Origin of the sequence: Chromobacterium rhizoryzae (genome assembly GCF_020544465.1) — a bacterium.
GTDB lineage: Bacteria > Pseudomonadota > Gammaproteobacteria > Burkholderiales > Chromobacteriaceae > Chromobacterium.
On record NZ_CP066126.1, the window covers coordinates 1,125,755 to 1,151,504 of the forward strand.

The 25,750-nt window shown below is 65.7% G+C and carries 24 protein-coding genes and 1 tRNA gene; 5 read left to right on the plus strand and 20 right to left on the minus strand.

Features of this window, described 5'->3' with window-relative positions:
- Positions 1 to 92: 92 nt before the first annotated feature.
- From JC616_RS05115 to JC616_RS05185, 15 genes are all read right to left on the minus strand, one after another.
- Positions 93 to 1,691: a DUF3369 domain-containing protein gene (locus tag JC616_RS05115; protein ID WP_107798236.1), complete on the minus strand. Its 1,599-nt coding sequence runs from the start codon at positions 1,689 to 1,691 to the stop codon at positions 93 to 95.
- Positions 1,688 to 3,232: a sensor histidine kinase gene (locus JC616_RS05120; protein WP_107798237.1), complete on the minus strand. Its 1,545-nt coding sequence runs from the start codon at positions 3,230 to 3,232 to the stop codon at positions 1,688 to 1,690. The genes JC616_RS05115 and JC616_RS05120 overlap by 4 nt, the downstream gene beginning before the upstream one ends.
- A 77-nt stretch (positions 3,233 to 3,309) precedes the next feature.
- Positions 3,310 to 4,227: a DMT family transporter gene (locus tag JC616_RS05125; protein ID WP_107798238.1), complete on the minus strand. Its 918-nt coding sequence runs from the start codon at positions 4,225 to 4,227 to the stop codon at positions 3,310 to 3,312.
- A 115-nt stretch (positions 4,228 to 4,342) separates the two neighbouring features.
- Positions 4,343 to 5,833, minus strand: a complete 1,491-nt coding sequence (locus JC616_RS05130) for an NAD(P)H-hydrate dehydratase (RefSeq protein WP_227107054.1) — start codon at positions 5,831 to 5,833, stop codon at positions 4,343 to 4,345.
- Positions 5,834 to 5,878: 45 nt separating this feature from the next.
- Complete coding sequence (locus tag JC616_RS05135) at positions 5,879 to 6,514, minus strand: flavin prenyltransferase UbiX (protein ID WP_107798240.1); 636 nt, start codon at positions 6,512 to 6,514, stop codon at positions 5,879 to 5,881.
- Between the two features lie 34 nt (positions 6,515 to 6,548).
- The gene (gene rapZ / locus JC616_RS05140; RefSeq protein WP_107798241.1) at positions 6,549 to 7,391 is read right to left on the minus strand and encodes an RNase adapter RapZ; all 843 of its coding nucleotides are present in this window, start codon (positions 7,389 to 7,391) and stop codon (positions 6,549 to 6,551) included.
- The gene (gene hprK / locus JC616_RS05145; RefSeq protein ID WP_019104261.1) at positions 7,372 to 8,328 is read right to left on the minus strand and encodes an HPr(Ser) kinase/phosphatase; all 957 of its coding nucleotides are present in this window, start codon (positions 8,326 to 8,328) and stop codon (positions 7,372 to 7,374) included. Before hprK ends, rapZ begins: the two co-directional genes overlap by 20 nt.
- Positions 8,321 to 8,782 (minus strand): PTS IIA-like nitrogen regulatory protein PtsN, encoded by a 462-nt coding sequence (ptsN, locus tag JC616_RS05150; RefSeq protein WP_107798242.1) that lies wholly within the window; start codon positions 8,780 to 8,782, stop codon positions 8,321 to 8,323. Before ptsN ends, hprK begins: the two co-directional genes overlap by 8 nt.
- Before the next feature lie 121 nt (positions 8,783 to 8,903).
- Positions 8,904 to 9,218: a ribosome hibernation-promoting factor, HPF/YfiA family gene (gene hpf / locus JC616_RS05155; protein WP_019104259.1), complete on the minus strand. Its 315-nt coding sequence runs from the start codon at positions 9,216 to 9,218 to the stop codon at positions 8,904 to 8,906.
- A gap of 67 nt (positions 9,219 to 9,285) precedes the next feature.
- Positions 9,286 to 10,707, minus strand: a complete 1,422-nt coding sequence (locus tag JC616_RS05160; RefSeq protein WP_227107055.1) for an RNA polymerase factor sigma-54 — start codon at positions 10,705 to 10,707, stop codon at positions 9,286 to 9,288.
- 3 nt (positions 10,708 to 10,710) lie between these two features.
- On the minus strand, positions 10,711 to 11,439 hold the full coding sequence (gene lptB, locus JC616_RS05165; RefSeq protein WP_227107056.1) for an LPS export ABC transporter ATP-binding protein: 729 nt from the start codon (positions 11,437 to 11,439) through the stop codon (positions 10,711 to 10,713).
- Positions 11,436 to 11,990: a lipopolysaccharide transport periplasmic protein LptA gene (lptA, locus tag JC616_RS05170; protein WP_227107057.1), complete on the minus strand. Its 555-nt coding sequence runs from the start codon at positions 11,988 to 11,990 to the stop codon at positions 11,436 to 11,438. Before lptA ends, lptB begins: the two co-directional genes overlap by 4 nt.
- Positions 11,980 to 12,549, minus strand: coding sequence for an LPS export ABC transporter periplasmic protein LptC (gene lptC, locus JC616_RS05175; protein WP_107798246.1), 570 nt, complete (start codon positions 12,547 to 12,549; stop codon positions 11,980 to 11,982). The genes lptA and lptC overlap by 11 nt, the downstream gene beginning before the upstream one ends.
- Entirely contained in the window at positions 12,546 to 13,070 is a 525-nt protein-coding gene (locus tag JC616_RS05180) for a KdsC family phosphatase (protein WP_107798247.1), read from the minus strand. The genes lptC and JC616_RS05180 overlap by 4 nt, the downstream gene beginning before the upstream one ends.
- 25 nt (positions 13,071 to 13,095) lie before the next feature.
- Positions 13,096 to 14,076 carry a KpsF/GutQ family sugar-phosphate isomerase gene (locus JC616_RS05185; protein WP_227107058.1) on the minus strand — a complete coding sequence of 327 codons (981 nt, stop codon included), beginning with the start codon at positions 14,074 to 14,076 and terminating at the stop codon, positions 13,096 to 13,098.
- Positions 14,077 to 14,195: 119 nt separating this feature from the next.
- Here JC616_RS05185 and JC616_RS05190 point away from each other — a divergent pair, with 119 nt between their 5' ends.
- On the plus strand, positions 14,196 to 16,169 hold the full coding sequence (locus tag JC616_RS05190) for a cation:proton antiporter domain-containing protein (RefSeq protein ID WP_227107060.1): 1,974 nt from the start codon (positions 14,196 to 14,198) through the stop codon (positions 16,167 to 16,169).
- 78 nt (positions 16,170 to 16,247) lie between these two features.
- Here JC616_RS05190 and JC616_RS05195 read toward each other — a convergent pair whose 3' ends face one another.
- The 4 genes from JC616_RS05195 to pdxR all read right to left on the minus strand — a co-directional run bounded on the left by JC616_RS05195 (position 16,248) and on the right by pdxR (position 20,628).
- Entirely contained in the window at positions 16,248 to 18,398 is a 2,151-nt protein-coding gene (locus JC616_RS05195) for an AsmA family protein (protein ID WP_107798250.1), read from the minus strand.
- 63 nt (positions 18,399 to 18,461) lie between these two features.
- Positions 18,462 to 18,535 (minus strand) — tRNA-Gly (locus JC616_RS05200).
- Between the two features lie 120 nt (positions 18,536 to 18,655).
- Positions 18,656 to 19,135, minus strand: coding sequence for an SRPBCC family protein (locus JC616_RS05205; protein ID WP_227107062.1), 480 nt, complete (start codon positions 19,133 to 19,135; stop codon positions 18,656 to 18,658).
- A 44-nt stretch (positions 19,136 to 19,179) separates the two neighbouring features.
- Complete coding sequence (pdxR, locus tag JC616_RS05210; RefSeq protein ID WP_227107064.1) at positions 19,180 to 20,628, minus strand: MocR-like pyridoxine biosynthesis transcription factor PdxR; 1,449 nt, start codon at positions 20,626 to 20,628, stop codon at positions 19,180 to 19,182.
- A 123-nt stretch (positions 20,629 to 20,751) separates the two neighbouring features.
- Here pdxR and JC616_RS05215 point away from each other — a divergent pair, with 123 nt between their 5' ends.
- Together JC616_RS05215 and JC616_RS05220 are read left to right on the plus strand one after the other, a co-directional pair.
- Positions 20,752 to 21,816: an NAD(P)H-flavin reductase gene (locus JC616_RS05215; protein ID WP_227107066.1), complete on the plus strand. Its 1,065-nt coding sequence runs from the start codon at positions 20,752 to 20,754 to the stop codon at positions 21,814 to 21,816.
- 37 nt (positions 21,817 to 21,853) lie between these two features.
- Entirely contained in the window at positions 21,854 to 22,546 is a 693-nt protein-coding gene (locus tag JC616_RS05220; protein WP_227107068.1) for a M24 family metallopeptidase, read from the plus strand.
- 161 nt (positions 22,547 to 22,707) lie between these two features.
- Here JC616_RS05220 and JC616_RS05225 read toward each other — a convergent pair whose 3' ends face one another.
- Positions 22,708 to 23,184: a nuclear transport factor 2 family protein gene (locus tag JC616_RS05225; protein ID WP_107798255.1), complete on the minus strand. Its 477-nt coding sequence runs from the start codon at positions 23,182 to 23,184 to the stop codon at positions 22,708 to 22,710.
- A 190-nt stretch (positions 23,185 to 23,374) separates the two neighbouring features.
- Here JC616_RS05225 and treR point away from each other — a divergent pair, with 190 nt between their 5' ends.
- Together treR and treP are read left to right on the plus strand one after the other, a co-directional pair.
- Positions 23,375 to 24,082 (plus strand): trehalose operon repressor, encoded by a 708-nt coding sequence (gene treR, locus JC616_RS05230; protein ID WP_199225800.1) that lies wholly within the window; start codon positions 23,375 to 23,377, stop codon positions 24,080 to 24,082.
- Positions 24,083 to 24,315: 233 nt separating this feature from the next.
- Positions 24,316 to 25,746 carry a PTS system trehalose-specific EIIBC component gene (gene treP, locus JC616_RS05235; RefSeq protein WP_107798257.1) on the plus strand — a complete coding sequence of 477 codons (1,431 nt, stop codon included), beginning with the start codon at positions 24,316 to 24,318 and terminating at the stop codon, positions 25,744 to 25,746.
- Positions 25,747 to 25,750 lie beyond the last annotated feature (4 nt).

A 25,750-nucleotide genomic window follows, 5' to 3' on the forward strand; every position in this document is an offset into this window, starting at 1 on the left:
CTCCGCGCCGCGGCGGGACGAAGAAGAAGGGCGAAACCAGCGCAAACGCTGCTTTCGCCCTGTTTTATTGAGGCGTGGACGCTGGCGCTCGCTCAGGCGTCCGGCAAGTCCTGCAGCCGGCGCTCCTTGACCAGGGTTTCCAGCGCGCGCACCACTTCCGGATCGAACTGGCTGCCGGAGCGGCCGGAAATGTATTCCATGGTGTCGTGCAGCGTCCACGGCTCCTTGTAGGGCCGTTTGTTGAGCAGGGCGTCGAATACGTCCACCACCGCGACGATGCGCGCCGACAGCGGGATTTCGTGCGCTTTCTGCTTCCTGGGGTAGCCGTTGCCGTCGAAGTGTTCGTGGTGGCCGCCGGCGATTTCCGAGCCCAGGGACAGATAACTCATCCCCTCCACCATGCTGGCCGATCTGGCCAGAATCTGCGCGCCTATGGTGGCGTGCTGCTCCATGATCACCCGCTCGTCCGGGTCCAGCTTGCCCGGCTTGAACAGGATGTGGTCCGGCGTGCCCACCTTGCCGACATCGTGCAGGATGCTGGCCATGCCCACCATGTCCATGAACTCCTTGCCCATCAGTTCCGGATAAGCGCCGTTGTCCCGCATCTGCCCGGCGATGGCGTCGGTCAGCCGCTGCACGCGCAGCACGTGATTGCCGGTGTCGGTGTCGCGGAATTCCGCCAGATCCGCCAGCGCCACCACCGTGGCCTCCTGCGCGCTGCGCAGCTGGCTGTAGAGGTAGAGATTGTCGTAAGCGGCGGAAATGCGTTGGCAGAACACGTCGAGCAGGTCGCGCTCCACTTCTTCCAGCGGCCATTGCGGGGTGAAGTGGATGATGAACTCGCGGCCGTTGCGCGAGGTGATGTAGAGCACGTCGTAGGGGTGTTGGTAGATGCTGCGCTTCTCGGCGAAGGAACGCAGGATCACCTGCTCCAGCTCGGGGAAGGGGCTCAGGTCGCCGCTTTGCCCCAGCGGTTCGTAATTGCCGGAGGCGGCCAGGATTTCCAGTTCCGGCCGGCCGTTGCTGCTGTCGTTGCGCACGCAGAGGATGCCGTCGCTGCCGATGTCCAGCAGCGCGCTGATCTGGCGCAGCACGCCGGAGGCGAACTCGCGCAGCGAATACAGCTGGTACAGGTCGGACGCGCTTTCCAGGATCTTGGACAGGCCTTGGCGGTTTTTCTCCAGCGACAGCAGGTTTTCGTAGGCGCGCAGCGAGGAGATGATGGTGGTGAACAGCTTTTGCACCGTCAGTTCGGTCTTGGTCTTGTAGTCGTTGATATCGTAGTTGAGGATGACTTCCTGCTCCGGCGCCTGTCCGGGCTGGCCGGTGCGCAGCACGATGCGCACCAGGCCGTTCTTCAGGTCCTGGCGGATCTGGTGCACCAGCTTCAGGCCGGCGTCCTCGCTCTCCATTACCACGTCCAGCATGATCAGCGCGATGTCCGGATGCTGGCGCACCACTTCGTAGGCTTCCTTGCCGGAGTGGGCGCTGAGCAGTTCCAGCGGCCGTTCTTTGTAGCGGATGTTGCGCAGCGCGATGCGGGTGGCGGTGTGCACGTCCTTCTCATCGTCGACGATCAGGATTTTCCACGGGTGGCGGCCGTCGCCGGCGGCGGAGGCTGGGGAAGACGCAGATGGAGCGTCATCATCGTCCAGCAGCCAGTCGTCTTCCTGGTTGGTGATGTCGCTCATGCTATGTTCTCCTTGCTCTGATTGACCGGGGCGGAGCAGGGCATGGTGATGGTGAAGGTGGTGCCTTTATTCACTTCGCTGTGCACCTCGATCGACCCGCCCAGGCGTTGCCGTACGATGTTGTAGACGATGTTGAGCCCAAGACCGCTGCCGCCGCTGCCGCGGCGGGTGGTGAAGAAGGGGTCGAACACGCGGCTCAGGTTTTCCGGCGGAATGCCCTTGCCGTCGTCGCTGAGCGTCAGCGTGATGTAATGCGGATTGTTGCGCCTGGCCTCGATCAAGATTTTGCCGCTGCTGCGGTTTTCAAAGCCGTGCACCAGGGAGTTGACCATCAGATTGGTGACCACCTGGGCGAAGGAGCCCGGATAGCTGTCCAGCAGGATGTCTTCCTCGCACTGCACGCTGATGGTGGTGTTGGCGTGCTTGAAGCGCGGCTTCAGGCTGGTGATCACCTCGTTCAGATAATCCTGCAACTGGAAGCTGCGCCGCGCCTCGCTGGTCTGATCCACCGCCACCTGCTTGAAGCTGTGGATCAGGTTGGCCGCGCGCTCGGCGTTGGACAGGATCAGATCGCTGCATTCCTTGGCGGTGTCCAGATAAGCCTGGAAGTCGCTTTTCTTGACGGTGCCGCCGTCCACCTTTTCTATGATGTGGCTGGTGGCGGTGCCCAGATGGGAGGCGGTGGTCAGCGTGATGCCCACCGGGGTGTTGATCTCGTGGGCGACGCCGGCCACCAGGCTGCCCAGCGAGGCCATCTTCTCGGTTTCCACCAGGGTTTGCTGCGCTTCCATCAACTGGCGGTAAGCTTCTTCCGCGCGGTCGCGCTCGGCGCGGGCCACCGCTTCGGCCTCGGTGCGCTTGGCCAGATCGCCGGCGGTGCGCGCCACGATGCGGTTGAAGCCGTTGACGATGCCGCCGATCTCGTCGTCGGCGACGTGGGTGACCTGGGCGCCGCTGGCGTCCGGCGCGCGGATGGCGGTGTTCAAGGCCTGCTGCAGCCGCGCCAGCGGCTGGAACAGGAAGCGTTGCAGATTGAAGGACATGATCATGAAGATCATCACGTCCAGCAGCAGGATCTGGGCGGACAGTTCGATCAACTGGTCGCGCTGATGCTTGGCCAGCGCCTGGCGCGACAGATAGACGGTGGCGTTGCCCAAGTGCTCCTTGCCCTGGTAGACGATGGGAATGTTGAGCATGTCGTCGGAGCGCGGCTCCTCCGACGGTGGCATGTCGCGGATGCTGCCGTCGCTGTCATGGCTGCGGCCCAGGCTGAGCCCGGACTCCCCCTTGACGCTGATGGCGATGATGGACGGCCAGCTCAGCTCGCTGTCCAGCGTCAGCCTGACGTTTTCATCGTCCAGCTGCCAGACGCTGTGCGGCAGCGACATCGCCAGGCGGGCTTTGACCGCGGCGCGTTGGGATTGGTAATCGGCCTCATTGCGTTCCTGGTTGTGCAAATAGGAAAACAGGCCCGTCGTCCCCAGAATGGCGGTGATCCAGGCCATCAACCAGAACATCAATTTGGTTTTTATGCTTTTCATTATGTTCACAGTTCCAAGTGCCCACACTGAATCCTAGGCAGTTCTGGCGCGAATACCAAATCCGGATGCGCGCGGAGCTAGCCGCCGCCGTCGGCGCTCAGCGCCGCGGCGGGCTTGGCGCGCGGGGCCAGTTTTTGCAGCGCCAGCCCGCTCAGGATCAGGCCCAGACCGACCAGGGTGGAGGGCAGGATGGCCTCTCCGATCAGGAAATGAATCAGCGCCAGCGACAGCAGCGGCGACAGGAAAATCAGGTTGGCGATGCGGGCGGTGCTCGGCGTCAGCTTCATCGCCGTCAGCCACAGGACAAAGGTGAAGCCCATCTCGAAGGCGCCGACATAGGCGGCGCCGGCCAGGCCCTGCCAGGCCACCGGGCCCAGCTGTCCGGTATAGGCGCACCAGGCCAGGCTCAGCGGCAGCGAGAAGGCGAAATTGAGCGTCAGGCCTATCACCGGCTCGCGCGCGTCGCGGGCGTTGAAAATCCAGTAGCCGGCCCACAGCAGGGTGGAGGCCAGCGCCAGCGCCACGCCCAGCGAGTCGGAAAAGCGCAGTTCCAGCACCTGGCCGCGGGTGCCGATCACCAGCACGCCCAGATAGCAGACCAGCGCGGCGGCGATGTCGCGGCGCTGCAGCTTTTGTTTGAGCAGCGGCACCGCCAGCAAGCTCATGGTCAAGGCCCAGGTGTAGTTGATGGCCTGGGCCTCCTGCGCGGGCAGCAGCGCGTAGGCCTGGAACAGAATCAGATAATACAGCGCCGGATTGACGGCGCCGAAGATCAGCGAGGCGCGCCAGTGGCGGCGCAGGGCCGGGGCGAGCTCCGGCAGCCTGCCCTGGACGGCGAGCAAGCCCAGCAGGCAGAAGAGAGAGGCGGCGCTGGCATAGAGCACCAACTGGGCCGGGCTAAGGTGGGCGAGACTGATCTTGAAGGCGCTGGCCACCGTGGACCAGGCCAGGACGGCGGCGAGTCCGTAGGCGTAAGCTTTAGATTGTGACTGCAAGGTAATCCCCAGGGTGACGGATGAGGGGCCGCGGGACGGCCATGCCGCCGGCCCGCGCGCCGATGACCCATTCTAATGCAAATGGATTTCCCCGGGGGCTTGCGGGGTCTTGGATCTAGGTGGCCTGTTCCTGCGCGCGTTCCTGGATCAGGCGGTTCAGCATCAGGCTGGCGCGCCAGGCGGTGTCGGAGGCGGACAGGCCGATGGGGCCGCCGGTTTCCATTTCGAAATCGTCGCCGGCCAGGCCATGGATGTGCACGGCCAGGCTGGCGGCTTCGAACGGCTCCATGCGCTGGGCCAGCAGCGCGGCGATGATGCCGGTCAGGACGTCGCCCTGGCCGGCCACCGCCAGCGCCGGGCCGCCGCTGGTGTTCAGATGGTAGAAGCCGTCCGGGCCGACGATCAGGCTGCCGGCGCCCTTGAGCACCACCACGCAGTTGAAGTGGTTGGCCAGCCGGCGCGCGGCCATCAGCCTGTCCTTTTGCACCGTCTCGGTGCTTTGTCCCAGCAGGCGAGCGGCTTCCGCCGGATGCGGGGTCAGCACGGTGCCGGCCTGGCGTTTGGCGATCAGGGCGGCGGCGGCGTGGTCGTTGGCCAGCAGGTTCAGCGCGTCGGCGTCCAATACCAGCGCCTGCGGCAGCTGGATGACTTGGTCCAGCAGGCGGCCGGCCCGTTCTTGCTGGCCCAGGCCGGGGCCGACGGCCAGCACGTCGGCCTCGGGCAGGCCGGCCGCTTCGTCCAGCGCGGAAATCATCAGTTCCGGCACCACCGGGTCCACCGGCAGCCGGTCGTCCAGCGGGCAGACATGGACTTTGCCGGCGCCGCAGGCCAAGGCGCTGCGGCCGGCCAGCAGCGCCGCGCCCAGCATGCCCGGCGCGCCGCCTATCACGCAGACAGTGCCGAACAGGCCCTTGTGGCTGTTGCGCGGCCGCAGCAGCGCGCGGACGTCCGGCTGGTTGATGCTGCCGTCCGCCGCGGGGATCAGCCTGGGCGGGCAGTCCAGCAGTTCCAGTTCCACATTGCCGGCCAGATCGGCGCCGGAGGCGCTGAACAGGCCGGGCTTCTGGCACAAAAAGGTCAGGGTGTGGCTGGCCTGGATCGCGGTGTTGGCCGGCACGCCGGTATAGGCGTCCAGGCCGCTGGGGCAGTCCAGCGCCAGGATGGGGCTGCCCAATTGGTTGATGCGGTCGATCAGCGTGGTCCATTCCAGGTCGAAGTCCCGGCTCAGGCCCACGCCGAACAGGCCGTCTATGACCAGTTGCGGCGCGCGGTAGTCGCGCGGCAGATCGAACATCACATGGCCCTGGGCCTGCTCCAGCTCATGCAGGGCTTCCGAGGTGGCGGGGCTAGTGGGCTGGGTGGGCACCAGCACGTCGACGCGGAAACGACGGCGCATCAGTTCCAGCGCCGCGTACAGCGCGTCGCCGCCGTTATTGCCGGGGCCGGCGCAAATCAACAGCCGGGACGCGCTGGGCAGGTGGTGGCTGACCCAGTCCGCGGTGGCCATCGCCGCGCGCTGCATCAGGTTGTAGCCGGCGTCGGTGGCTTGGCGCTCCAGTTGGCGCAAGGCGTCCAGGCTGAGAATGCTTTGGTCTTGTGTCGGCATCCCAAGGTTCCTCTTTGACCGGGCCGCAAGCGGCGCGGCGGCTGGCTAGGGGGCCGCGGGGCGGTCCGGGGCGGGCTCGCCCCAGCGCGGCGTCAATTGATTGTCGATGCGGAGCTGATCCAGAATTCGCGCCACCACGAAGTCGATCATATCGTCCACGGTCTTGGGATGAGTATAGAACCCCGGAGACGGCGGCAGGATGACAACGCCGAGACGAGCCAGCTTGAGCATGTTTTCCAGATGGATGGCGGAGAACGGCGCCTCGCGCGGCACCAGCACCAGCTTGCGCTGTTCCTTGATGCTGACGTCGGCGGCGCGTTCGATCAGATTGTCGCTGCTGCCCTGGGCGATGGCGGCCAGCGTGCCCATCGAGCACGGGCAGACCACCATGGCGTCGGCCGGGTTGGAGCCGGACGCCACCGGCGCGAACCACTCTTCGCGACCGAAGACCGCCAGCTGGCCGTCGCGCGCGCCGCTGCGTTGCATCAGCCATTGCCGGGCTTCGGCCGGGCGCGAGGGCAGGGTCAGGTCCATTTCCTGTTTGGCCACCACTTGCGCGGCCTGCGAATACAGCACCCAGACGCGGACGCCGGCGGCGATCAGGCAATCGATCAGCCGCAGGCCGTAGGGCAGTCCGGAGGCGCCGGTCAGGGCGACGGTGACGGTTTGGATCGGGCGCATGAATGTCTCCTGTAGGCGGGCGGCCCGAATGCGTTCAGTTCTGGCGGTAGAGCTGGCGATGGCGCACCAGCACCTGTTCGGCGGCGAACAGGCGGGCAAGGCGTTCCGTGATGTAGACCGAGCGGTGCTGACCGCCGGTACAGCCGACGGCGACGGTCAGATAGCTGCGGTTTTCCATGCTGAAACAGGGCAGCCATTTGCTGACCAGCTGCTGGATGTCGTCCACCATCTGCTGCACTTCCGGCGTTTGCTGGAAGAAGTCGATGATGGGCTGGTCGCGGCCGGTGAACGGGCGCAGCTGCGGGTCGTAATAGGGATTGGGCAGGCAGCGGACGTCGAAAACGAAGTCGGCGTCCCGCGGCAGGCCGTGCTTGAAGCCGAAGGATTCGAAGATCAGGGTCAGCCGGCTGCTGTCGGCGTCCACCAGCTCGCGCACCCAGCTGCGCAGCGCGTTGGCGGACAGCTCGCTGGTGTCGATGCGGGTGCCCAGTTCCATGATCTCGGCCAGCATGTCCTGTTCCAGCAGAATGCTTTCCTCCACCGTGACGTCGGCGCCGGACAGCGGGTGGCGGCGGCGGGTTTCGGAGAAGCGCTTGACCAGGGTGGCGGGCGTGGCTTCCAGGAACAGCAGGCGCACGTCCACATGCTGAGCCCGCAGCTTTTCCATTTCCGCCGGCAAGGCGCCCAGCGACGGGCCGGAGCGGGTGTCCACGCTGATGGCGATCTGTTCGTAGCCGTAGTCGGCGTACAGCGACATCGCCTCGTGCAGCATGGTGGCCGGCAGATTGTCCACGCAGTAGAAGCCGGCGTCTTCCAGCGCGCGCAGCGCCACCGACTTGCCGGAACCGGACAGGCCGCTAATCAATATCAGGCGCATTTTCCTGGTCTCTGAGGAAGTTGGTGTGGCGTTCGATGAATTCGCGGGTGCTGTCTATGCCGCGCAGCTGCAGGATGTAGTTGCGCACCGCGGCCTCCACCAGCACCGCCAGGTTGCGGCCGGCGGCCACCGGCAGCACCACTTTGCGGATGGTGACGCCGATGATGTCCTGGGTTTCCGACTGGATGTTGAGGCGGTCCAGCGCCTGCATCGCCTGGTCGTTGGCCTTGACCAGGTGGATGATCAGCCGCAGCACCTTCTTCGGCCGCACGGCGGTTTCGCCGAAGATGGTGCGGATGTTGAGGATGCCCAGGCCGCGCACTTCCAGGAAGTCGCGCAGCAAGGGCGGGCAGCGGCCTTCCAGCGTGTCGGGGCCGATGCGGTACAGCTCCACCGCGTCGTCAGCCACCATGCCGTGGCCGCGGGAAATCAGTTCCAGCGCCAGCTCGCTCTTGCCCATCGCCGAATCGCCCATGATCAGCACACCGATCTCGAACACGTCGAGGAAGACGCCGTGCAGCACGGTGGACACCGCCAGCGCCCGCGCCAGATAGATGCGCAGCACATCCATCAGGTAGGGGCTTTCCAGCTTGGTGGTCATCAGCGGGACGTTGTGGGTGTGGCAGTAGTCGCGCAGCAGCTTGGGCACCGGCTGGTCGTTGGCCACCATCACCACCGACATGCTCTTGTGGAACAGCTGGTCCAGCGCGGTCTTGGCGGCGGACTGTTCCAGCCGGTTCAGGTAGTCCACCTCGGCGAGGCCCAGCACCTGGACCCGGTTGGGGTGGATGAAATTGAGGTGGCCGACCAGCGCCTGCGTGGGGCGCTGTTCGTCGTTGCCTATCATATTGTCGGCGCCGCCGGTGCCTGCGACCCAGGTCAGGTTGAGCTTCTGCTGGTTTTCCTGGTACAGCCGGCGGACGCTGATGCTAGGCATTGGGCACCCAATTATTGAGCAGCTGATAGAGCTCGTCGCGCAGGGGGATGCCCAGCATCTGCTCGCGCATCTGGCGGCTGGAGAACAGCTGCGCCAGTTCGGACAGCACTTGCAGGTGCAGGTCCGTGGCCTGTTCCGGCACCAGCAGCACGAACAGGCACTGCACCGGCTTGCCGTCGGGCGCGTCGAAGGGAATCGGGGTCTTCAGACGGATGAACACGCCCATCGCGTCCTTGAGGCCGCGCGCGCGGCCGTGCGGAATCGCCACTCCCTGGCCAAGGCCGGTGGAGCCGAGCTTTTCGCGGGCGAACAGGCAATCGAAGATTTCGCTGCGCGCGATGCCCCGGGTATTTTCAACCAAGAGGCCGACTTGCTCGAACACGCGCTTCTTGCTGGCGACGTCCAGATCCAGCAGGACGTGTTCGGGTGTCAGGATTTTGCCGATGAGGTTCATATTGGATTATGCATGCGGCTGAGAAAAACCCGGCAATTCTACGTTGCCTTGATAGTACTGAAAACGGGCAAGTGCAAAGAAAAGCGGGAACCCGCAGGCCCCCGCCTTCCAATTCAAGGGATTACAGGCTGGCTTCAGGCGCCGGAGCACGGTGTTCAGACTGCTTTTCCTTGTGTTTCAGCACTTGACGGTCCAGCTTGTCGATCAGCAGATCGATGGCGGCGTACATATCGGATTCGGTGGCTTCCACGTGGATGTCCTTGCCGGACAGATGCACGTTGACTTCGGCCTTTTGCACCAGTTTATCAACAGACAGAGTAACGGAAATGTCGATCACATGGTCGACATGTCGAGTAACGCGCTCCATTTTGGTTTCAACGTATTCGCGCAGGGCGGGAGTTACTTCCAGATGCAGTCCAGTTACTTTGAGGTTCATACCCTAGCTCCTTCTGGTGTTGACAGTCCGGTCGGGTCGGCCGGATCGCTGTATTCCGCCGCCTGGGTCACAGCGTCTTGCGCTGGTTGACCGGCGGTATCTGCATGGCTTCACGATACTTGGCTATCGTGCGTCTGGCAACTTGTATTCCCTGTTTGGCCAGCGCTTCGACCAGGGCGCTGTCGGACAGCGGTTTGCTCGGCGATTCGGCGTCGATCAGGCTGCGGATGTGGGCCTTGATCGCGGTGGCGGAGCACTCGCCGCCGCTGTCGGTTTCCAGCGCGCTGCCGAAGAAATACTTGAGCTCGAACAGGCCGCGCGGGCAGAGCAGGTATTTCTGGGTGGTGACCCGGGACACCGTGGATTCATGCAGGCCCAGCTCGTCCGCGATGTCGCGCAGAATCAGCGGGCGCATGGCCACTTCGCCGTGTTCAAAGAACGATTGCTGCCGTTCAACGATAGCTTCCGCCACTTTCAGGATAGTGTCAAATCGCTGCTGGATGTTCTTCACCAGCCATTTGGCCTCCTGCAGCCGCGAGGACATTTCGCCGTTGCCGCCGCGGTTTTCCGCCAGCAGTCGCGCGTACATCTGGTTGACGCGCAAGCGAGGCACGGCGCCGCCGTTGAGGGAGGCCACCCAGCGTCCCTTGCGTTTTCTGACCGAGACGTCGGGGATCACGTACTGGGTGTCGCTGGCGCCGAAACCGGCGGTGGGGCGGGGGTTGAGGCGGGCGATCAGCGCCTGGGCGGCGCGCAGTGCGGCGTCGTCCACGCCCAGCTGTTTTTTCAGCCGGGTGTAGTCGCGGTTGCCCAGCAAGGCCAGGTGGTCGCGGACGATGGCCAGCGCCAGGCCGCGCTGCGGCTCGTCCGGGTCCAGCCGCTGCAATTGCAGCGCCAGCGCTTCCGGCAAGGAGCGCGCGCCGACGCCGGGCGGGTCGAACTGCTGCAGCAGGCGCAGGCCTATCATCAGCTCGTCGGCCTCGATTTCCAGTTCCAGCGGCAGGTGGCTGGCGATGTCTTCCAGCGTCTGGCCCAGATAGCCGTCGTCGTCCAGCTCTTCAATCAGCAGCTGGACGATGGCCTGATCGCGCGTAGGCAGCGCCACTTCACCCAACTGCGCCAGCAGGTGCTCGCGCAGGCTGATAGGACAGGGCACGTTCAGCATCGGGTCCAGCTCGTCGTCGCCGTCGCCGCGGCGTCCGCCGCTGCCCCAGTCGCTCAGTTCGCCGGTCTCCGCGCCGCGTTCGCCGTCGTCGCCGGAGGCGTCGTCGCGGCTTTCCGCCGGGGCCTCCGGTTCCTGGGCGGCGGCGTCCGGCGCTTCGCCCTGCGGCGCTTCGTCGCCGCGCTCCAGCAAGGGATTGTCCAGCAAGAAGCGCTCGACTTCGGTCTGCAGGTCGAGGGTGGACATCTGCAGCAGCTTGATCGATTGCTGCAGCTGCGGCGTCAGGGTCAGCTGCTGCGATACCTTGAGCTGAAGTGTCTGTTTCATCGCTTACAGGTGGAAGTGTTCGCCAAGGTAAACTTCGCGCACCTTCTCGTTGTTGACCAGTTCTTCCGGCTCGCCGGAGGCGAGCACCGAGCCTTCGCTGATGATGTAGGCGCGGTCGCAGATGCGCAGGGTTTCGCGCACATTGTGGTCGGTGATCAGCACGCCGATGCCGCGTTCCTTCAGGAAGGAGATGATTTTCTGGATGTCGATCACCGCGATCGGATCGACGCCGGCGAAGGGTTCGTCCAGCAGGATGAAGCGCGGCCGGGTGGCCAGCACGCGGGCGATCTCCACGCGGCGGCGTTCGCCGCCGGACAGCGACAGCGCGCTGCTGTCGCGCAGGTGGCCGATATTGAGGTCGTCCAGCAGCAGGTCCAGTTCCTTGTCCAGTTCCTTGCCTTTGAGGCCGGACACTTCCAGGATGGCGGCGATGTTCTCCTCCACCGTCATGCGGCGGAAGATGGAAGCTTCCTGCGGCAGATAGCCGAGGCCCAGGCGCGCGCGCTGGTGGATGGGGTAGTGGGTGATCACCTGATCGTCCAGGCGAATCTCGCCGTCGTCGGCGCCGATCAGGCCGACGATCATGTAGAAGCTGGTGGTCTTGCCGGCGCCGTTGGGGCCGAGCAGGCCCACCACTTCGCCGCTGGCGATTTCCAGCGCCACGTCCTTGACCACGGTGCGTTTCTTGAAGCGCTTGCGCAGGCGCTCCACCTTGAGCACGCTTTGCGTCATTTGGCGGCTCCGCTGGCGGGTTTGACCGTCGCCGGCTGGGAGGCGGTGTTCTTGGGCTGCAGGATCACGGTGACGCGGCCCTTGTTGGGGCCGGTGGCGGTGCCGCCGGTCACTTGGTAGGTTTCGTTCTGGGTGTTGTAGGTGATCACATTGCCCACCACCAGGTCGCCTTCGCGCTTGACCCGGGCGTTGCCGGTCAGCACCGCGAGGTTGGCCGCGCTGCTGTAGTCGAGGCGGCTGGACTGGCCTTCCACCCATTCGTTCTTGCCGTCCATTTTCTGGCGGAAGGTGACGATGCGGCCGGTGGCCACCAGGGTCTGGTTGCCTTGCTTGTCCTGGGTGGCGACGACTTTGTCGGCGTTGAGCCGCAAGGTGCCCTGGATGATCACCACATTGCCTTCGCAAGTGGACACGCCCTTGATCTGGTCCATGGTGCAGCCGTTGTCGCTGGTGATTTCCATCGGCTTGGTGCGGTCGGCCTGTTCGGCGTGGGCGACGGAGGCGGCGGCCAGCGCCAGGCCGGCCAGCAGGAGACGGAGCTTATTTTTCATAAATGATCTTGGTGTGAGACAGCAGGTTCAACAAACCTGTCTGTTGCTGGTAGACGAAGCCCACGGAGTTGCCGTGCGATTTGCCCTGAAAGAATACGGTGGGCGCGGCGGAGCGGGCGATTTTCTTGCCGGTGTCGACATGCATGGCGCTGGTGACGACCTTGGTCTCCGGCTTGTCCGCGGCGGCGGGCTGGATCATGGTCGCCTTCTTGTCGAAATAGGCTTGCTGGGTCTTGTTGTTGTAACGGCCGACGTCGCCGATCAACTGGTATTGCAGCGCGCCTTGCTGGTACTGGTAGAGCTCGGGGTTTTCGAAGAAGGCGTCGTCCTTGCCCGGGTATTGCCACATGCGCGAGGCGATCAGCCGCTCGTAGAGCTTGCCTTGCGGGTCGAAGCGGGTGGCGATCAGGTGTTCGGCCACGTACTCGGGCTTGTCCGGGTCCAGTTCGCGGCGGTTGCTGTCCCAGCGCGAGACCTGGTCCAGCCACACGGTCAACAGGCCGGTCAGGCCCACCAGCAGCAGCGGGAACAGGCGGTGGGAGCGCAGCAGGCGGATCATGCCAGATACCTGGCCAGGATGGCGTCGAAGGAACCCTGGGCCTGCATGATCAGCTCGGCCAGCTCGCGCACCGCGCCCTTGCCGCCGGAGCAGCCGGTCACGTAGTGGGCGCGCTGGCGCACCAGAGCCGGCGCTTCCGGCACCGCGACGGCCAGGCCGACGCGGGTGATGATGGGCAGGTCGATCAGATCGTCGCCGATGAAGGCGCATTCCTCGGCCGTCAGGCCGGTGAGTTCCAGCAGTTCGCCCAAGGCCAGTTTCTTGTCGTGCACGCCGCCGTAGTAGTGGTCGATGTGCAGCGCCTGGGCGCGATGCTCGACGCAGCGGTCGGCGCGGCCGGAGATGATGGCCAGCTGGACCCCGGTGGATTGCAGCAGGCGCAGGCCCAGGCCGTCCTGCACATTGAAGGATTTGCTTTCTTCGCCGTGGGCGTTGTAGTAGATGCGGCCGTCGGTCATCACGCCGTCCACGTCCATGATCAGCAGCTTGACCTTGCGGGCCTGCTCAAAAATGCTTTGCATGCTTGTCCTTGCTAATGCCGGCGACTCAGATCACGCCGGCCTTGAATAGATCGTGCAGATGCAGCGCGCCTATCAATTTGTTGCTTTCATCTACGACCAGCAGGCTGGTGATCTTGTTCTGCTCCATCAGGAACACCGCCTCGGTGGCCAGCTTTTTGGGGCTGATGGTGCGCGGCGAGCGGCTCATCACCTGATCGATGGTCAGATCGTAAAGGTTGGCGGAACGTTCCAGCGTGCGGCGCAGGTCGCCGTCGGTGTAGACGCCCAGCAGGGCGTCGTCGGCGGCGCAGACGGCCAGCATGCCCAGGCGCTTGCGGGACAGTTCCAGCAAGGCGTCCTTCAGCGGCGTGCCCGGCGCCACCCGCGGCAATTCCTCGCCGCTGTGCATGATGTCGGAAACGTGGACCAGCAGCTTGCGCCCCAGGCTGCCGCCCGGATGCGACAGCGCGAAATCGCCCTGGCCGAAGCCGCGCGCGTCCATCAGCGTGACCGCCAGCGCGTCGCCCAGCGCCATCTGCACCGTGGTGCTGGTGGTGGGGGCCAGGCCCAGCGGGCAGGCTTCCTTCTCCACGCGGGCGTCCAGGTGGATGTCGGCCTCCTGCGCCATGGTGGAGCTTTCGCGTCCGGTCATGCAGATCAAGCGCACGCCCTTGCGCTTCAAGGCCGGCAGCAGGGCGATGATTTCGTCGCTTTCGCCGGAGTTGGACAGCGCCAGCACGATGTCCTGGGCGGTGATCATGCCCAGATCGCCGTGGGCGGCCTCGCCAGGGTGAACGAAGAAGGCCGGCGTGCCGGTGCTGGCCAGCGTGGCGGCGATCTTGCGCGCCACGTGGCCGGACTTGCCCATGCCGGTGATCACCAGACGGCCGGCGCTGGCCAGGATCAGGTCCACGGCGGCGAGAAAGTCGCCGTTTAGACTGCGCGACAGCGCGGTGAGGGCTTCGGACTCTATCTGCAGGACTTCCCGGGCCAATTGGAGCCGGGACGGAGCTTGTACTTTTTCCATAATTCGAAAGTATATCAAAGGTTATAATCGCTGAACGCAGGCTGGTGCATCTTTTGCTTGGCATGTGTTAAAAATTGCAGTCTTTTTCCTTTCTCTCGCTTCAGGAGCCCCGCCGCGCGATGCATTCGTCACTAGCCCCTATCGTCTTGGTTCTGCTGGCCGCGGTGTTGTCGGTGACCTTGTGCCGCAGCCTGAAAGTGCCGGCCATGCTCGGTTATCTGGTGGTGGGCTTTCTGGCCGGCCCCGGCGTGATGAATCTGATTCCGCAAGGCGAGGAAACCGCCTTTCTCGGCGAGATCGGCATTGTCTTCATGATGTTCTCCATCGGCCTGGAGTTTTCCCTGCCCAAGTTGCGCGCGATGCGGCAGCTGGTGTTCGGCGTCGGCTTCGGTCAGGTGGCGGCCACCATGTTGCTGGTGGGTCTGGCGGTGGGCTGGCTCAGCGGCAGTCCGCTGACCGGTTTCGCCGTCGGCGGCGCGCTGGCGATGTCGTCCACCGCCATCGTCAGCAAATTGCTGAACGAGCGTCTGGAGCTGAACCAGGCCCATGGCCAGCTGGCCATTGGCGTGTTGTTGTTCCAGGACATCGCGGTGGTCCCCTTGCTGATTCTGTTCCCGGCCTTCGCCGGCGGCAGCGACACCTTGTGGATGGACCTGGGCCTGGCGGCGCTGAAGGTGGTGGTGGTGCTGGCCTTGCTGCTGTTCTTCGGCCAGCGCCTGCTGCGGCCGTGGTTCCATCTGGTGGCGCGCCAGCGCTCGGGCGAGCTGTTCATGATCAATGTGCTGCTGGTGACGCTGGGCGTGGCCTGGCTGACCGAGCTGTCCGGCCTGTCGCTGGCCTTGGGCGCCTTCGTCGCCGGCATGTTGATTTCGGAAACCGAATACCGCTATCAGGTGGAGGAGGACATCCGGCCGTTCCGCGACATTCTGCTGGGCTTCTTCTTCGTCACCGTGGGCATGAAGCTGGAACTGACGGTGTTGTTCGAGCGTTTCGGCGAAGTGCTGCTGATGCTGACCCTGCTGCTGCCGATCAAGGTGGCGGTGGTGTTCGGCGTGGCGCGCGGCTTCCGCCACAAGTCCAATGAATCCATGCGCGCCGCGCTGGCCCTGGCCCAGGGCGGCGAGTTCGGCTTTGTGCTGCTGGCGCTGGCCTTGAACCTGCATCTGGTGCCGGCCGGCACCGCTCAGGCGGCGATCGCCGCGATTCTGATCTCGATGCTGATCGCGCCCTTCCTGATCCTGTACGGGGACAAGATCACCCGCCGCCTGATCAAGCAGGACTGGATGTTCCAGGCGCTGGACCTGCACCATATGCTGGTGGAGAGCATGTCCAAGAGCGACCACGTGGTGATCTGCGGCTATGGCCGCAGCGGTCAGGCGCTGGCGCGCTTGCTGGAGGCGGAGGAGATCCCGTTCTTCGCGCTGGACATGGACCCGGAGCGGGTGCGCGAGGCCGGCGAGGCCGGCGATCCGGTGGTGTTCGGCGACGCCGGCAAGCACGAAGTGCTGGTGGCGGCCGGCCTGATGCGTGCCAAGGCGGTGGTGGTGACCTTCGCCGACACCCACGCGGCCTTGCGTATTTTGAGTTCGGTGGAGCATGCGCGGCCGGGGCTGCCGGTGATCGTGCGCACGGTGGACGACAGCGATATGGATCAGCTGCGCCACGCCGGCGCCGACGAGGTGGTGGCCGAGGTGATGGAGGGCAGCCTGATGTTGGCTTCGCAGGCGCTGCTGGTGGTCGGCGTGCCGCCGAGCCGGGTGGTGCGCCGCATCCGCGCGGTGCGCGAGGAGCGCTACGGCCTGTTCCGCGGCTTCTTCCGCGGCGTCAGCGACGAGGGCGAGGGCATGGACGAGGCCTTGGTGCCGCGGCTGCAGAGCATTCAGGTCTGCACCGGAGCGGCGGCGGTGGGCCAGCCGTTGGCCAATCTGCATCTGGGGGATTTGGGCGTGGAATTGAAGGCGATCCGCCGTCAGCGGGTGCGACGAACCGATTTCGACGACAGTTTCGAGGTGGAGCAGGGCGACGCGCTGGTGTTGCTGGGCACGCCGGAGCAACTGGCGCTGGCCGAGTACCGGATTCTGCAGGGGGAGTAAGGACCGGCGGGAGGACGTCGAACGGCCCTCGCGGCGTGAGCCGCGGGGGCCGTTCGTCTTGATGCTGTTTGTCGGGCGTTAAGGCAGGATGGTGGTGATCTGCTTTTGCAACTGCTGCTTCAGCGCCTGCTGCTTTTCCACCTCGGTCTTCTTGCCCTTGACCATGGCGTTGAAGTCCAGCGCGTAGACCGGCGCGTTCAGCGGGCCGGTGATCTTCAGCGGCACGTTGACGCCCTTGAGGCGGGCGAAGGCCAGCGGGTTGGCCTGCACGTCCATGGTGTAGTCGACGATGCTTTGCTTCAGGTCTATCTTGCCGCCGCCGCCCACATTCATCAGCTGGGAAGCGAGCTTCAGGTCCTGGCTGCGCGCCACGCCCTTGTCCAGGCGGAAGCTGCTGGACAGCGTGGCGAAGGTGGTTTTCTGGTCGTTCTGCGCGGCGCTGTTCCATTCCTTCAGCTCGGCCGGCAGGTTCTTCAGCGCCGCCACCAGGTCGATGCCGGTCAGCGCGCCGTTGTTCAGGCTCATCTGCACATTGCCGCTCAGGGTGTCGCGCAGCTGGGCGAAGGATTTGCCGTCGGCGTTGATGTCTATCTTGCCGTTGCCCTTGCCGTCCAGGCGGCTGAAGTTGAACAGGTCCACCAGCAGCGGGCGGATCTTCATGCCCTGCAGCGTCTGGTTCACTTTCAGTTGCGGCACGTCGCGGCGGCTGAGGCTGGCGTCGCCTTGCAGCCTGCCTTCGTAGATGTCGGCCGACATCTGGTCCAGCTCCAGCTCGCGCGGGTTGATGCGCACATTGCTGCTGATCTGCTTGATGCGGAAGCGGCCCACCGCCAGCTCGCCCACAGCCACCTTGCCGGTGAGGTCGAACAGGTCCAGCCAGTCCAGCGGGATGTCGCCGGTGTTCTGGAAGATGGCCACCGGATCGCCCTTGCTTTCCGGCAGGTAGCGGTTCAGGTCCAGACGGCCCACCGACACCGTGGCTTCGTGGCGCGGCTTGATCAGGCCGTACTGGCTGACGGTGACGGCGAGGTCGGAGCCGTCCATCTTGCCGGCGACGCGCAGATTGAAGCGCGGCTCGTCCAGATCGCCGTCCAGCGCGCCGTCCATGGTGGACACCAGCTTGCCGCGCGGCAGCAGCGGGGTGGTGATGGTGGAGGTCAGCGCCAAGGGCTGCATCCGCAATTGATTCATGCCGGCCAGGGACAGCGGCGCGTTGAGCTTGACGTTGACCTTGGTGGAGCCGGCCAGCCAGTTGAAGTCGCCGTGCAGCTTGTCGGCGTACAGGCCGGCTTCGTTGAGTTTGAGGTTTTCCAGCGCGGCTTCCAGCTGGTACTGGCTGCGCGCGTAGCTGAGCTTGGCGCTCAGCTGGCCGGAAGGCATGGTCAGCTCGTCGAAGCTGGCGTTGATCTGCGGCAGCGCCAGGTGGACTTCGCTGCTGGGCCGCTCGCTGCTGAAGGCGAGCGCCACATTGCTGCCGGTGGCCTGCAAGGTGGCGAAATTGAGTTTGTACTGGCCGCTGACGGTGAGTTTGCTTTCGCCCAGGCCGGGAACCTGGGTCATCGCCACCGCGTCCAGCGCCTCCAGGCTGACCTGGTCGTCCTGGATGGACAGCGGCGTGTTGACCGCCAGGCGCACCGGGCGCGAGCCCTGTTCCAGGATGGCGCCGGCGCTGAGGCTGGCGCCACCGCGCAGATCGTCCGCGTCCAGGCTGATGCTGGCGACGCGGCTGTCGGTATGGGTCATCTGGTCGGACAGCACCAGGGTGCCCTCGCGTATCTTCAGCGTGTCCAGCTTGATGGAGAAGCTGCTCTGACTATGGCGCTGAAACAGATCGGCGATGGACAGGCGGCCGTCTTCGCCGCGGCTGATGTTGGCGCTGGGGCCGTACAGCGCCACCGAGCTCACTTCGCGGTTGCCGAACAGCAGCGGCCACCAGGCCAGGCCGACGCGCAATTCCTCCACGCGGGCAAACGGCGTTTGCTGGCCCGGTTCGGAGACGGAGAGCTTTTCGATCTGGATGCCGGGGGAGGGGAACAATATCGGGGTGACGCGGCCTTCGATGCTGATGACGCGGCCGGTGTCCTGCAAGGCGTGCGACAGGGTGCCGCGCACCTGAGCTTCATTAAATTGCCAGTAGATCAGCGATTGCACCAGCACGACGACCGCCACTAGCGCGGTGAGGCTGTAAACAGCGATGCGAAGCCACAGCCGGCCGGAGTTCAATTTCATGGGTGGATGCTCGGATGGGCCATGCCAGCGGTTTGATCTAGGTTACGGGTTGGGAAATCGGACTGGAGCGGGTGAAGGGAATCGAACCCTCGTCGTAAGCTTGGGAAGCTTCTGCTCTACCATTGAGCTACACCCGCGCGTTTTCGGCTAGAGCGCCCGAATGTAGCGTTTTTTGCCTGTTTTGGCAAGGCGCGCCGCCGCTGTGGGCGGTTCCGGCGACGGCGCGGGCGCTAAGTGATTGATAAAAAAGCACACGCTCAAGCGCCTCCGCCCAGCCCGGCCAGCAGGTCTTCCAATTGATCGGTGGCCTGGCCCCAGCCGCTGGCGAAGCCCATCGCCTCGTGTTCGCGCAGGTCGGCCTCGGTCCAGTGCAAGACGTCCGCGCGGTAATGCGTCTTGCCGTCGCGGGGCTGGAATTCCAGCGTCACGGTCATGAAGGGCTTGGCCGAAGGCAGCCAGGCTTCGGTGTAAGCGTCGGTGAACACCAGGCGGCGCCCGGGCCGCACTTCCAGATAGACGCCGCGATTGGGGAAGTCCTGTCCTTCCGGACTGCGCATCACCACCAGGCTGGAGCCGCCGGGCCGGACGTCCAGTTCGGCCGAGGCCACCGTCCACGGCCGCGGGGTGAACCATTGGCATAGCAGTTCGGGGTCGGTCCAGGCGCGGTAAACCTGTTCCGGCGGAGCGTCGATCAGGCGTTCCAGCGTTAGCCGGTAGGGGGCGTGGGCTTGGCTCATGCGCGGCCTTTCGGGTGAGGGTGTCGGCTCAGATTAGTTCTTTGTCATGAGCTCCGCAATCCCGTCGCCGGAATTTGCCGGCGCAGCGCCTGCGCCAGGCGGGCGACGCCTTGCTCCAGTTGCTCCGCTTCCAGCGCGCCGAAGCCCAGGCGCAGCGCCGGGATGTCGCGGCCGTCGTCGGCGAAGGCGCCGCCGGGCAGGAAGCGTACGCCCGCGCTGCGCGCGTCCGCGCCCAGCCGCGGCATGTCCACCCAGGACGGCAGCCGCAGCCAAAGCGCCAGCCCGCCTTCCGGCAGCTCGTATTCGGCCAGGCCGGCCAGATGGCGGTCTATCGCGTCGGCCAGCGCCTGGCGGCGCGCGCGGTAGATGCGCAGCGCGCGGCGGAGATGGCGTTTCAGTTCGCCGCTGTGCATCAGTTCGGCCACCGCCAGTTCGGTGACGGCGTTGCCTTGGCGGTCTATCAGCATGATGTCGGCGGCGCAGCGCTGGATGAGGGCGGGCTCGGCCACCAGGTAGCCGACGCGCAGCCCCGGCGCCAGCACTTTGGACAGGGAGCCGACGTAAACGATGCGCTCGGCGGCGTCCAGGCTGGCCATCGGCAGCACCGGGCTGCGGCTGTAGTGGAATTCGTGGTCGTAGTCGTCCTCGATGATGGCGAAACCGTAGCGACGCGACAGGGCCAGCAATTGCAGCCGCCGTTCGGCCGGCATCATCCGCGTGGTCGGATACTGGTGGTGTGGGGTCAGGTAGACGGCCTTGACCGGCTGGCTCCGGCACAGCCGCTCCAGCGCGTCCGGACGCATGCCGGCGGCGTCCTGTTCCACGTCCAACGGCCGCGCGCCCAGAGAGCGAAAGGCTTCGCGCGCCGGCGGGTAGCTGAGCGCGTCCAGCGCCACCGCGTCGCCGGGCCGCAGCAGCGCGCGGCCGGCCAGATAGATGCCCATCTGGCTGCCGCGCACCAGGCAGATGCGTTCGGCGTCGGCGTTGAGCCCGCGCTCCATGTCCAGCATTTCCGCCAAGGCCTGGCGCAAGGGCAGTTCGCCGCGCGGGTCGCCGTAGGCCAGACGCCCGGCGCGGGCCGCGGCGATCAGCGCGCGGCGGTAGGCGCGGCCCAGCACGTCGAAGGGAATCAGCCGCGAATCCGGCACGCCGTCGCCAAAGTCGATGTCGTCGTGCGCGGGGATGCTTGCGGGCGTCCGCGTGGTGGCCGGCGCGGACCGCGGCGACAGCAGCGGCAGGCTGGGCGCGACGAAGGTGCCGCGCCGGCCCTGCGTCAGCAGCCAGCCTTGCGCCGCCAGTTCCTCGTAGGCCAGCACCGCGGTCTTGCGGTTGATGCCCAGTTGCGCCGCCAGTTCGCGGCTGCCCGGCAGCGGCGCGCCCGGCCGCAGCCGGCCGCGTTGGATGTCGGCGCTGATTTGCTGGGCGATTTGCAGATGCACCGGCAGCCCGCCGTCTCTATCCAGGCTGAGTTGCAAATCCCATTTTCGCAGCATGCCGCGGACTCCTTTCCTGGCTCTCGTTCCTGTTTCTGGACCATCAATCTTATCAAAACTGGATGTTTTTGCTGGTCCAGCGGCGGCTTAAAGTGATCGAGATGGACATTCAAGGAGCGGCAAATGACACAAGTGGCAGACAGCGGCGCAGGCCGCTACCGGCTGGCGGCGATAGAGCGACTGGGGCGCGAGGTCTGCGGGTTGCGGCTGGAGTGCGCCGATGCGGCGCCGCTGTTTTTCCGCAGCGGGCAATTCGTTTCGGTGACGGCTCCGGGCGGGCTGACGCGCAGTTACTCGATGGCGGCGCCGCCGCGCGCCGACGGCGGCGTGGAGTTGCACGTGCGGCTGCAGCCGGGCGGGGCGTTTTCGGAATGGCTGCGCCGGCAGGCGCGGCCGGGCGACGCGCTTTGGCTGCAAGGGCCCTATGGCGATTGCGTGTGGCGGGAGGACTCCGGCGTCGATCAGGCCGTGATGCTGGCCACCGGCACCGGGATCGCGCCGCTGCGGGCGATGTTGCAGCAGGGCCTGGGCGCGGCCGGGCGGCGGCCGGTGACCCTGTACTGGGGCGGCCGCAACGCGGACGACCTGTATTTGCTCGAGGAGCTGCGAGCCTGGGAGCGCGAGCGGCCGGGATTCCGCTTCGAGCCGGTGCTGTCCGAGCCCGATCCGGGCTGGGACGGCCGGCGCGGTTTCGTCCAGCAGGCGGCGGCCGAGGATTTTCCCTGTTTGCGCACCGCGGAGGTCTACGCCTGCGGCGCGCCGGCGATGGTGGACGCGGCGCGCCGCTTGCTGACGCGGCAGCGCGGCTTGCCGGAAGAGCGTTTTCTGGCCGACGCCTTCCAGCCGGCGGCGTCGGCCGCGCCGAGCGCGGCCGTCATGGCGGTGAGCGTTCGCGCCGCGGACGGCGGGGAGAGGCGGCTGGAAGCGCCCGCCGCCGGCAGCCTGATGCAGGCGCTGGCCGCCGCCGGTCTGATGCGCGGCGTCTGCGGCGGGCAGGCCGCCTGCGGCACTTGCCTGGTGCGCGTCGAGCCGGACTGGCTGCCGCGTTTGCCGGCGATGGAGCGCGCGGAGCGTCGGCTGCTGGCGGCGCTGGAGCTGTCGGAGGCGGACGAGGGCCGCTGCCGGCTGGCCTGCCAGATCGCCCTGCAGTCAAGCTTGCACGGTTTACAGATAGCCATACCCGGGTAGGCGACCGCCTGCCCGCACTCAAGCACAGGAGCATGAAATGGAAGCAAGCATTGAACAATCGGCGCTGGAGGGCGTGGGCCCGGCCTTCGATCCGCAGCAATTGATGGCGGTGCGGGACAAAACCCGGCAGGCGATCGCCCTGATCGCCGCGGCGATGCGGCCGGGCATGCTGGAGGAGGACGCGGTGGAACAGGCCAAGGACATCCTGGCCGAGCGCGGCATGCTGCGCGGCTGGCACGACGTCTACGTGCGTTTCGGCCGCAACACGCTGAAGACTTTCGGCGCGGCCTCCGATCCCGGCGTGCGTCTGGGCGAGGACGATATTTTCTTCATCGACATCGGCCCGGTGTGGAAACAGTGGGAGGGCGACGGCGGCGACAGCTTCGTCACCGGCGCCGATCCCGAGATGGCGCGCTGCGCCGCCGACGCCCGCGCCATCTTCCACGAGGTGAGGCGCAAATGGGCGAGAGAGGGCTGTAGCGGGCGCGAGCTGTACCGCTTCGCCGAGGACTGCGCCGCCGGCCGCGGCTGGGCCTTGAATCTGGATCTGTCCGGTCACCGGCTGGCGGACTTCCCGCACGCGGCCATCCACGAGGGGCCGCTGGCGGAGGTGGACTTCACTCCGGCGCGCATGCTGTGGGTGCTGGAGATCCACATCCGCCATCCGTCCCGGCCCTTCGGCGCCTTCTTCGAGGACATGTTGCTGGAGGATGCCTGCTTCGCGGAGTGAGGCCCGCCTAGGTCTGGCTTAGAGCCTGTTCAAAGTCTCGCGAGCGAGAGCGAGACAAGGCGAAAACGAGCGAAAAAGCGGAATGTACTCGTGGTACATGAGCATTTTGAGCTCGTTTTCAACGCCGTATCGCTGAAGCGCAGCAGACTTTGAATAGGTTCTTACAAGCCCAGTTCGCTCAGACCGGGATGATCGTCCGGCCTGCGCCCCAGCGGCCAGTGGAACAGGCGCTCGTCCTCGCGGATGGCTAGATCGTTGATGCAGGCGTAGCGGCGCTGCATCAGGCCGTCGGCGGCGAACTCCCAGTTTTCGTTGCCGTAGGAACGGAACCACTGGCCGGCCTCGTCCCGCCATTCGTAGGCGAAGCGCACCGCGATGCGCTCGCCGTCGTGGGCCCATAGTTCCTTGATCAGCCGGTACTCGTGTTCGCGCCGCCATTTGCCGGCGAGGAAGTCGATGATCTGCGCGCGGCCGCGCGGGAATTCGGCGCGGTTGCGCCACTGGCTGTCTTCGGTATAGGCCTGGGCCACGCGTTCCGGATTGCGGCTGTTCCAGCCGTCTTCGGCCAGGCGGACCTTGAGGATGGCGCTGTCGCGATCGAAGGGCGGCAGCGGCGGGCGGAGTTCTGGTGCGTGCATGACGACGTTCCTGTCTGGTGAGGGAAGGCGCCCAGTGTGCGCCGGGCCGGCGGCAGGCGGAATATCCGCGGCGGACAATGCAGTGTTGCGCGGAGCGGAAGAACGCGTCCGGCGCGGACTGGCGCGTCGCCCGCGCTTGAGGCAGACTGCCGGACTGGGGCGCTCCGCCAGATCTTGCCGAATCCACGCCGTGAACAAATACAGCCAAATCTTTTCCGACATCGTCGCCGACATCGACAACCAGCGTTACCAGCAAGGCGACCGCATTCCTTCCGAAACCGAGCTGATGCAGGGCTACGAGGCCAGCCGCGGCACCGTGCGTAAGGCGGTGGACATGTTGCAGGAGCGCGGCTATGTGCAGAAGATTCACGGCAAGGGCGTGTTCGTGCTGCGCTCCGGCAATATCGAGTTCCAGCTCAGCGGCATCGTCAGCTTCAAGGAGGCGCATCAGCATCTGGGCCGCCGCGTCAGCTCCCGGGTGGCGGAGATGGAGACGGTGCCGGCGGACGCGCAACTGGCGCGCCTGCTGGACGTGCGCGAGAAAACCCCGCTGCTCAAGATCAAGCGGGTGCGCAATATCGATAATGAAAACGTGATCCTGGACATCAATTACTTCGTGGCCAGCCTGGTGCCGGGCCTGGACCGGGAGGCCGCCGCCGGCTCCATCTACGAATTCATCGAACAGCGGCTGGGCCTGAACATCAGTTACGCGCGCCGGGTGATAGAGGCGCAGGCCTGCGGCGACGACGATCGCCGCTATCTGGATCTGAATGGCATGGACCACGTGATCGTGGTCAAGAACCACACCCATCTCTACGACGGCCGTCAGTTCGAATACACCGAGTCCCGCCACCGGCTGGACAAATTCTTCTTCTCCGACGTCGCCCGCCGCAAATAGCGGCGCGGCGGCGCGCGCCGTCATTCCTTGATCTGAAGCGATCCATCGCGCCTGTTGCGTTCACGCACGGGGGCGTTTGATTTTGCGCAAACTCGTCTATACGAGTGTTGACACAACTCGTCTGTACCAGTTAGCGTGCCATCAGCATCGGCGGCGCTTGCCAATATCGCCGCCAGGTTTGATAACGGGCTAGACGGCGCAGACCGTCGGCCGAGAGATACAGGGACCCTCAGATGAGCCACGATTACCAGAAAATAGCCGCGCGGATACTCGAAGCGGTGGGCGGCCGCGACAACCTCCAGCAGGCCGCGCACTGCATTACCCGGCTGCGCCTGTCCTTGAAGGACGAAAGCCGGGTGGACCAGGAGGCCTTGCGCCAGGTGGACCTGATCAAGGGTCAGTTCAGTCACGGCGGCGTGTTTCAGATCGTGATCGGCTCCGGCGACGTGGACCGGGTCTACCAGCCCTTGATCGAACTGGCGGCGCTGCAGCGCGCCACCGTGGCCGAGGTCAAGGCCAGCGGCGATCAGAAGCAGGGCCGCTTGCAACAGCTGGTCAAGGTGTTCTCCGACGTGTTCATGCCCATCCTGCCCGCCATCATCGTGGCCGGCCTGCTGATGGGCTTGAACAATCTGCTGGGCGCCAAGGGCATGTTCATCGACGGCAAGAGCCTGCTGGACGCCTACCCGGGCCTGGACGGGGTGTGGGGGCTGATCAATATGATGGCCAACACCTCCTTCGTTTTCCTGCCGGCGCTGGTGGGCTGGTCGGCGGCCAAGCGCTTTGGCGGCAGCGAGGTGCTGGGCATCGTGCTGGGCCTGCTGCTGGTGCATCCGGACCTGCTCAACGCCTGGAACTACGGCAAGGCCGCCGCCGGCCTGGACGGCGCGGCGCTGCCGTATTTCGACGTGCTGGGCTGGTTCCGCATCGAGAAAGTGGGCTACCAGGGGCAGATTCTGCCCATCCTGGCCGCCACCTGGGTGATGTGCAGGGTGGAGCTGTGGCTGCGGCCGCGGGTGCCCAATTCCGTCCAGCTGCTGGTGGTGCCCATCGTCACCATCGTAGTCAGCGGGGTGCTGGCGCTGGCGGTGATCGGTCCGGTGGCGCGCCACCTGGGCATCGCCATCACCGACGCGCTGGTCTATGTGTTCAACCTGGCGCCCGTGCTGGGCGCGATGCTGTTCGGCGCCTTGTACGCGCCGCTGGTGTTGACCGGCATGCACCATATGTTCATCGCGGTGGATCTGCAGCTGATCGCCAACCAGGGCGGCACCTTCATCTGGCCGATGATCGCCTTGTCCAATATCGCCCAGGGCAGCGCCGCGCTGGCGATGTTCTGGCTGGCGCGCGCCAGCAATGAGAGGAGCATGGCGTCCACCTCGGCGATTTCCGCCTTCTTCGGCATCACCGAGCCGGCGATGTTCGGCGTCAACCTGCGCTACAAGCTGCCGTTCTACGCGGCGCTGGCCGGTTCCGCGCTGGCGGCGGCCACCATCACCCTCAGCCATGTGCGCGCTTCGGCGATAGGCGTCGGCGGCCTGCCGGCCTTCATCTCCATCATTCCGCAGCAGATTCCGATGTTCCTGGTGGGCATGGTGGTGGCCCTGGTGACGCCGTTCGCGCTGACCTGGGTATTGGCGCGCCGTCAGCTGCCGCAGTCCTGATACG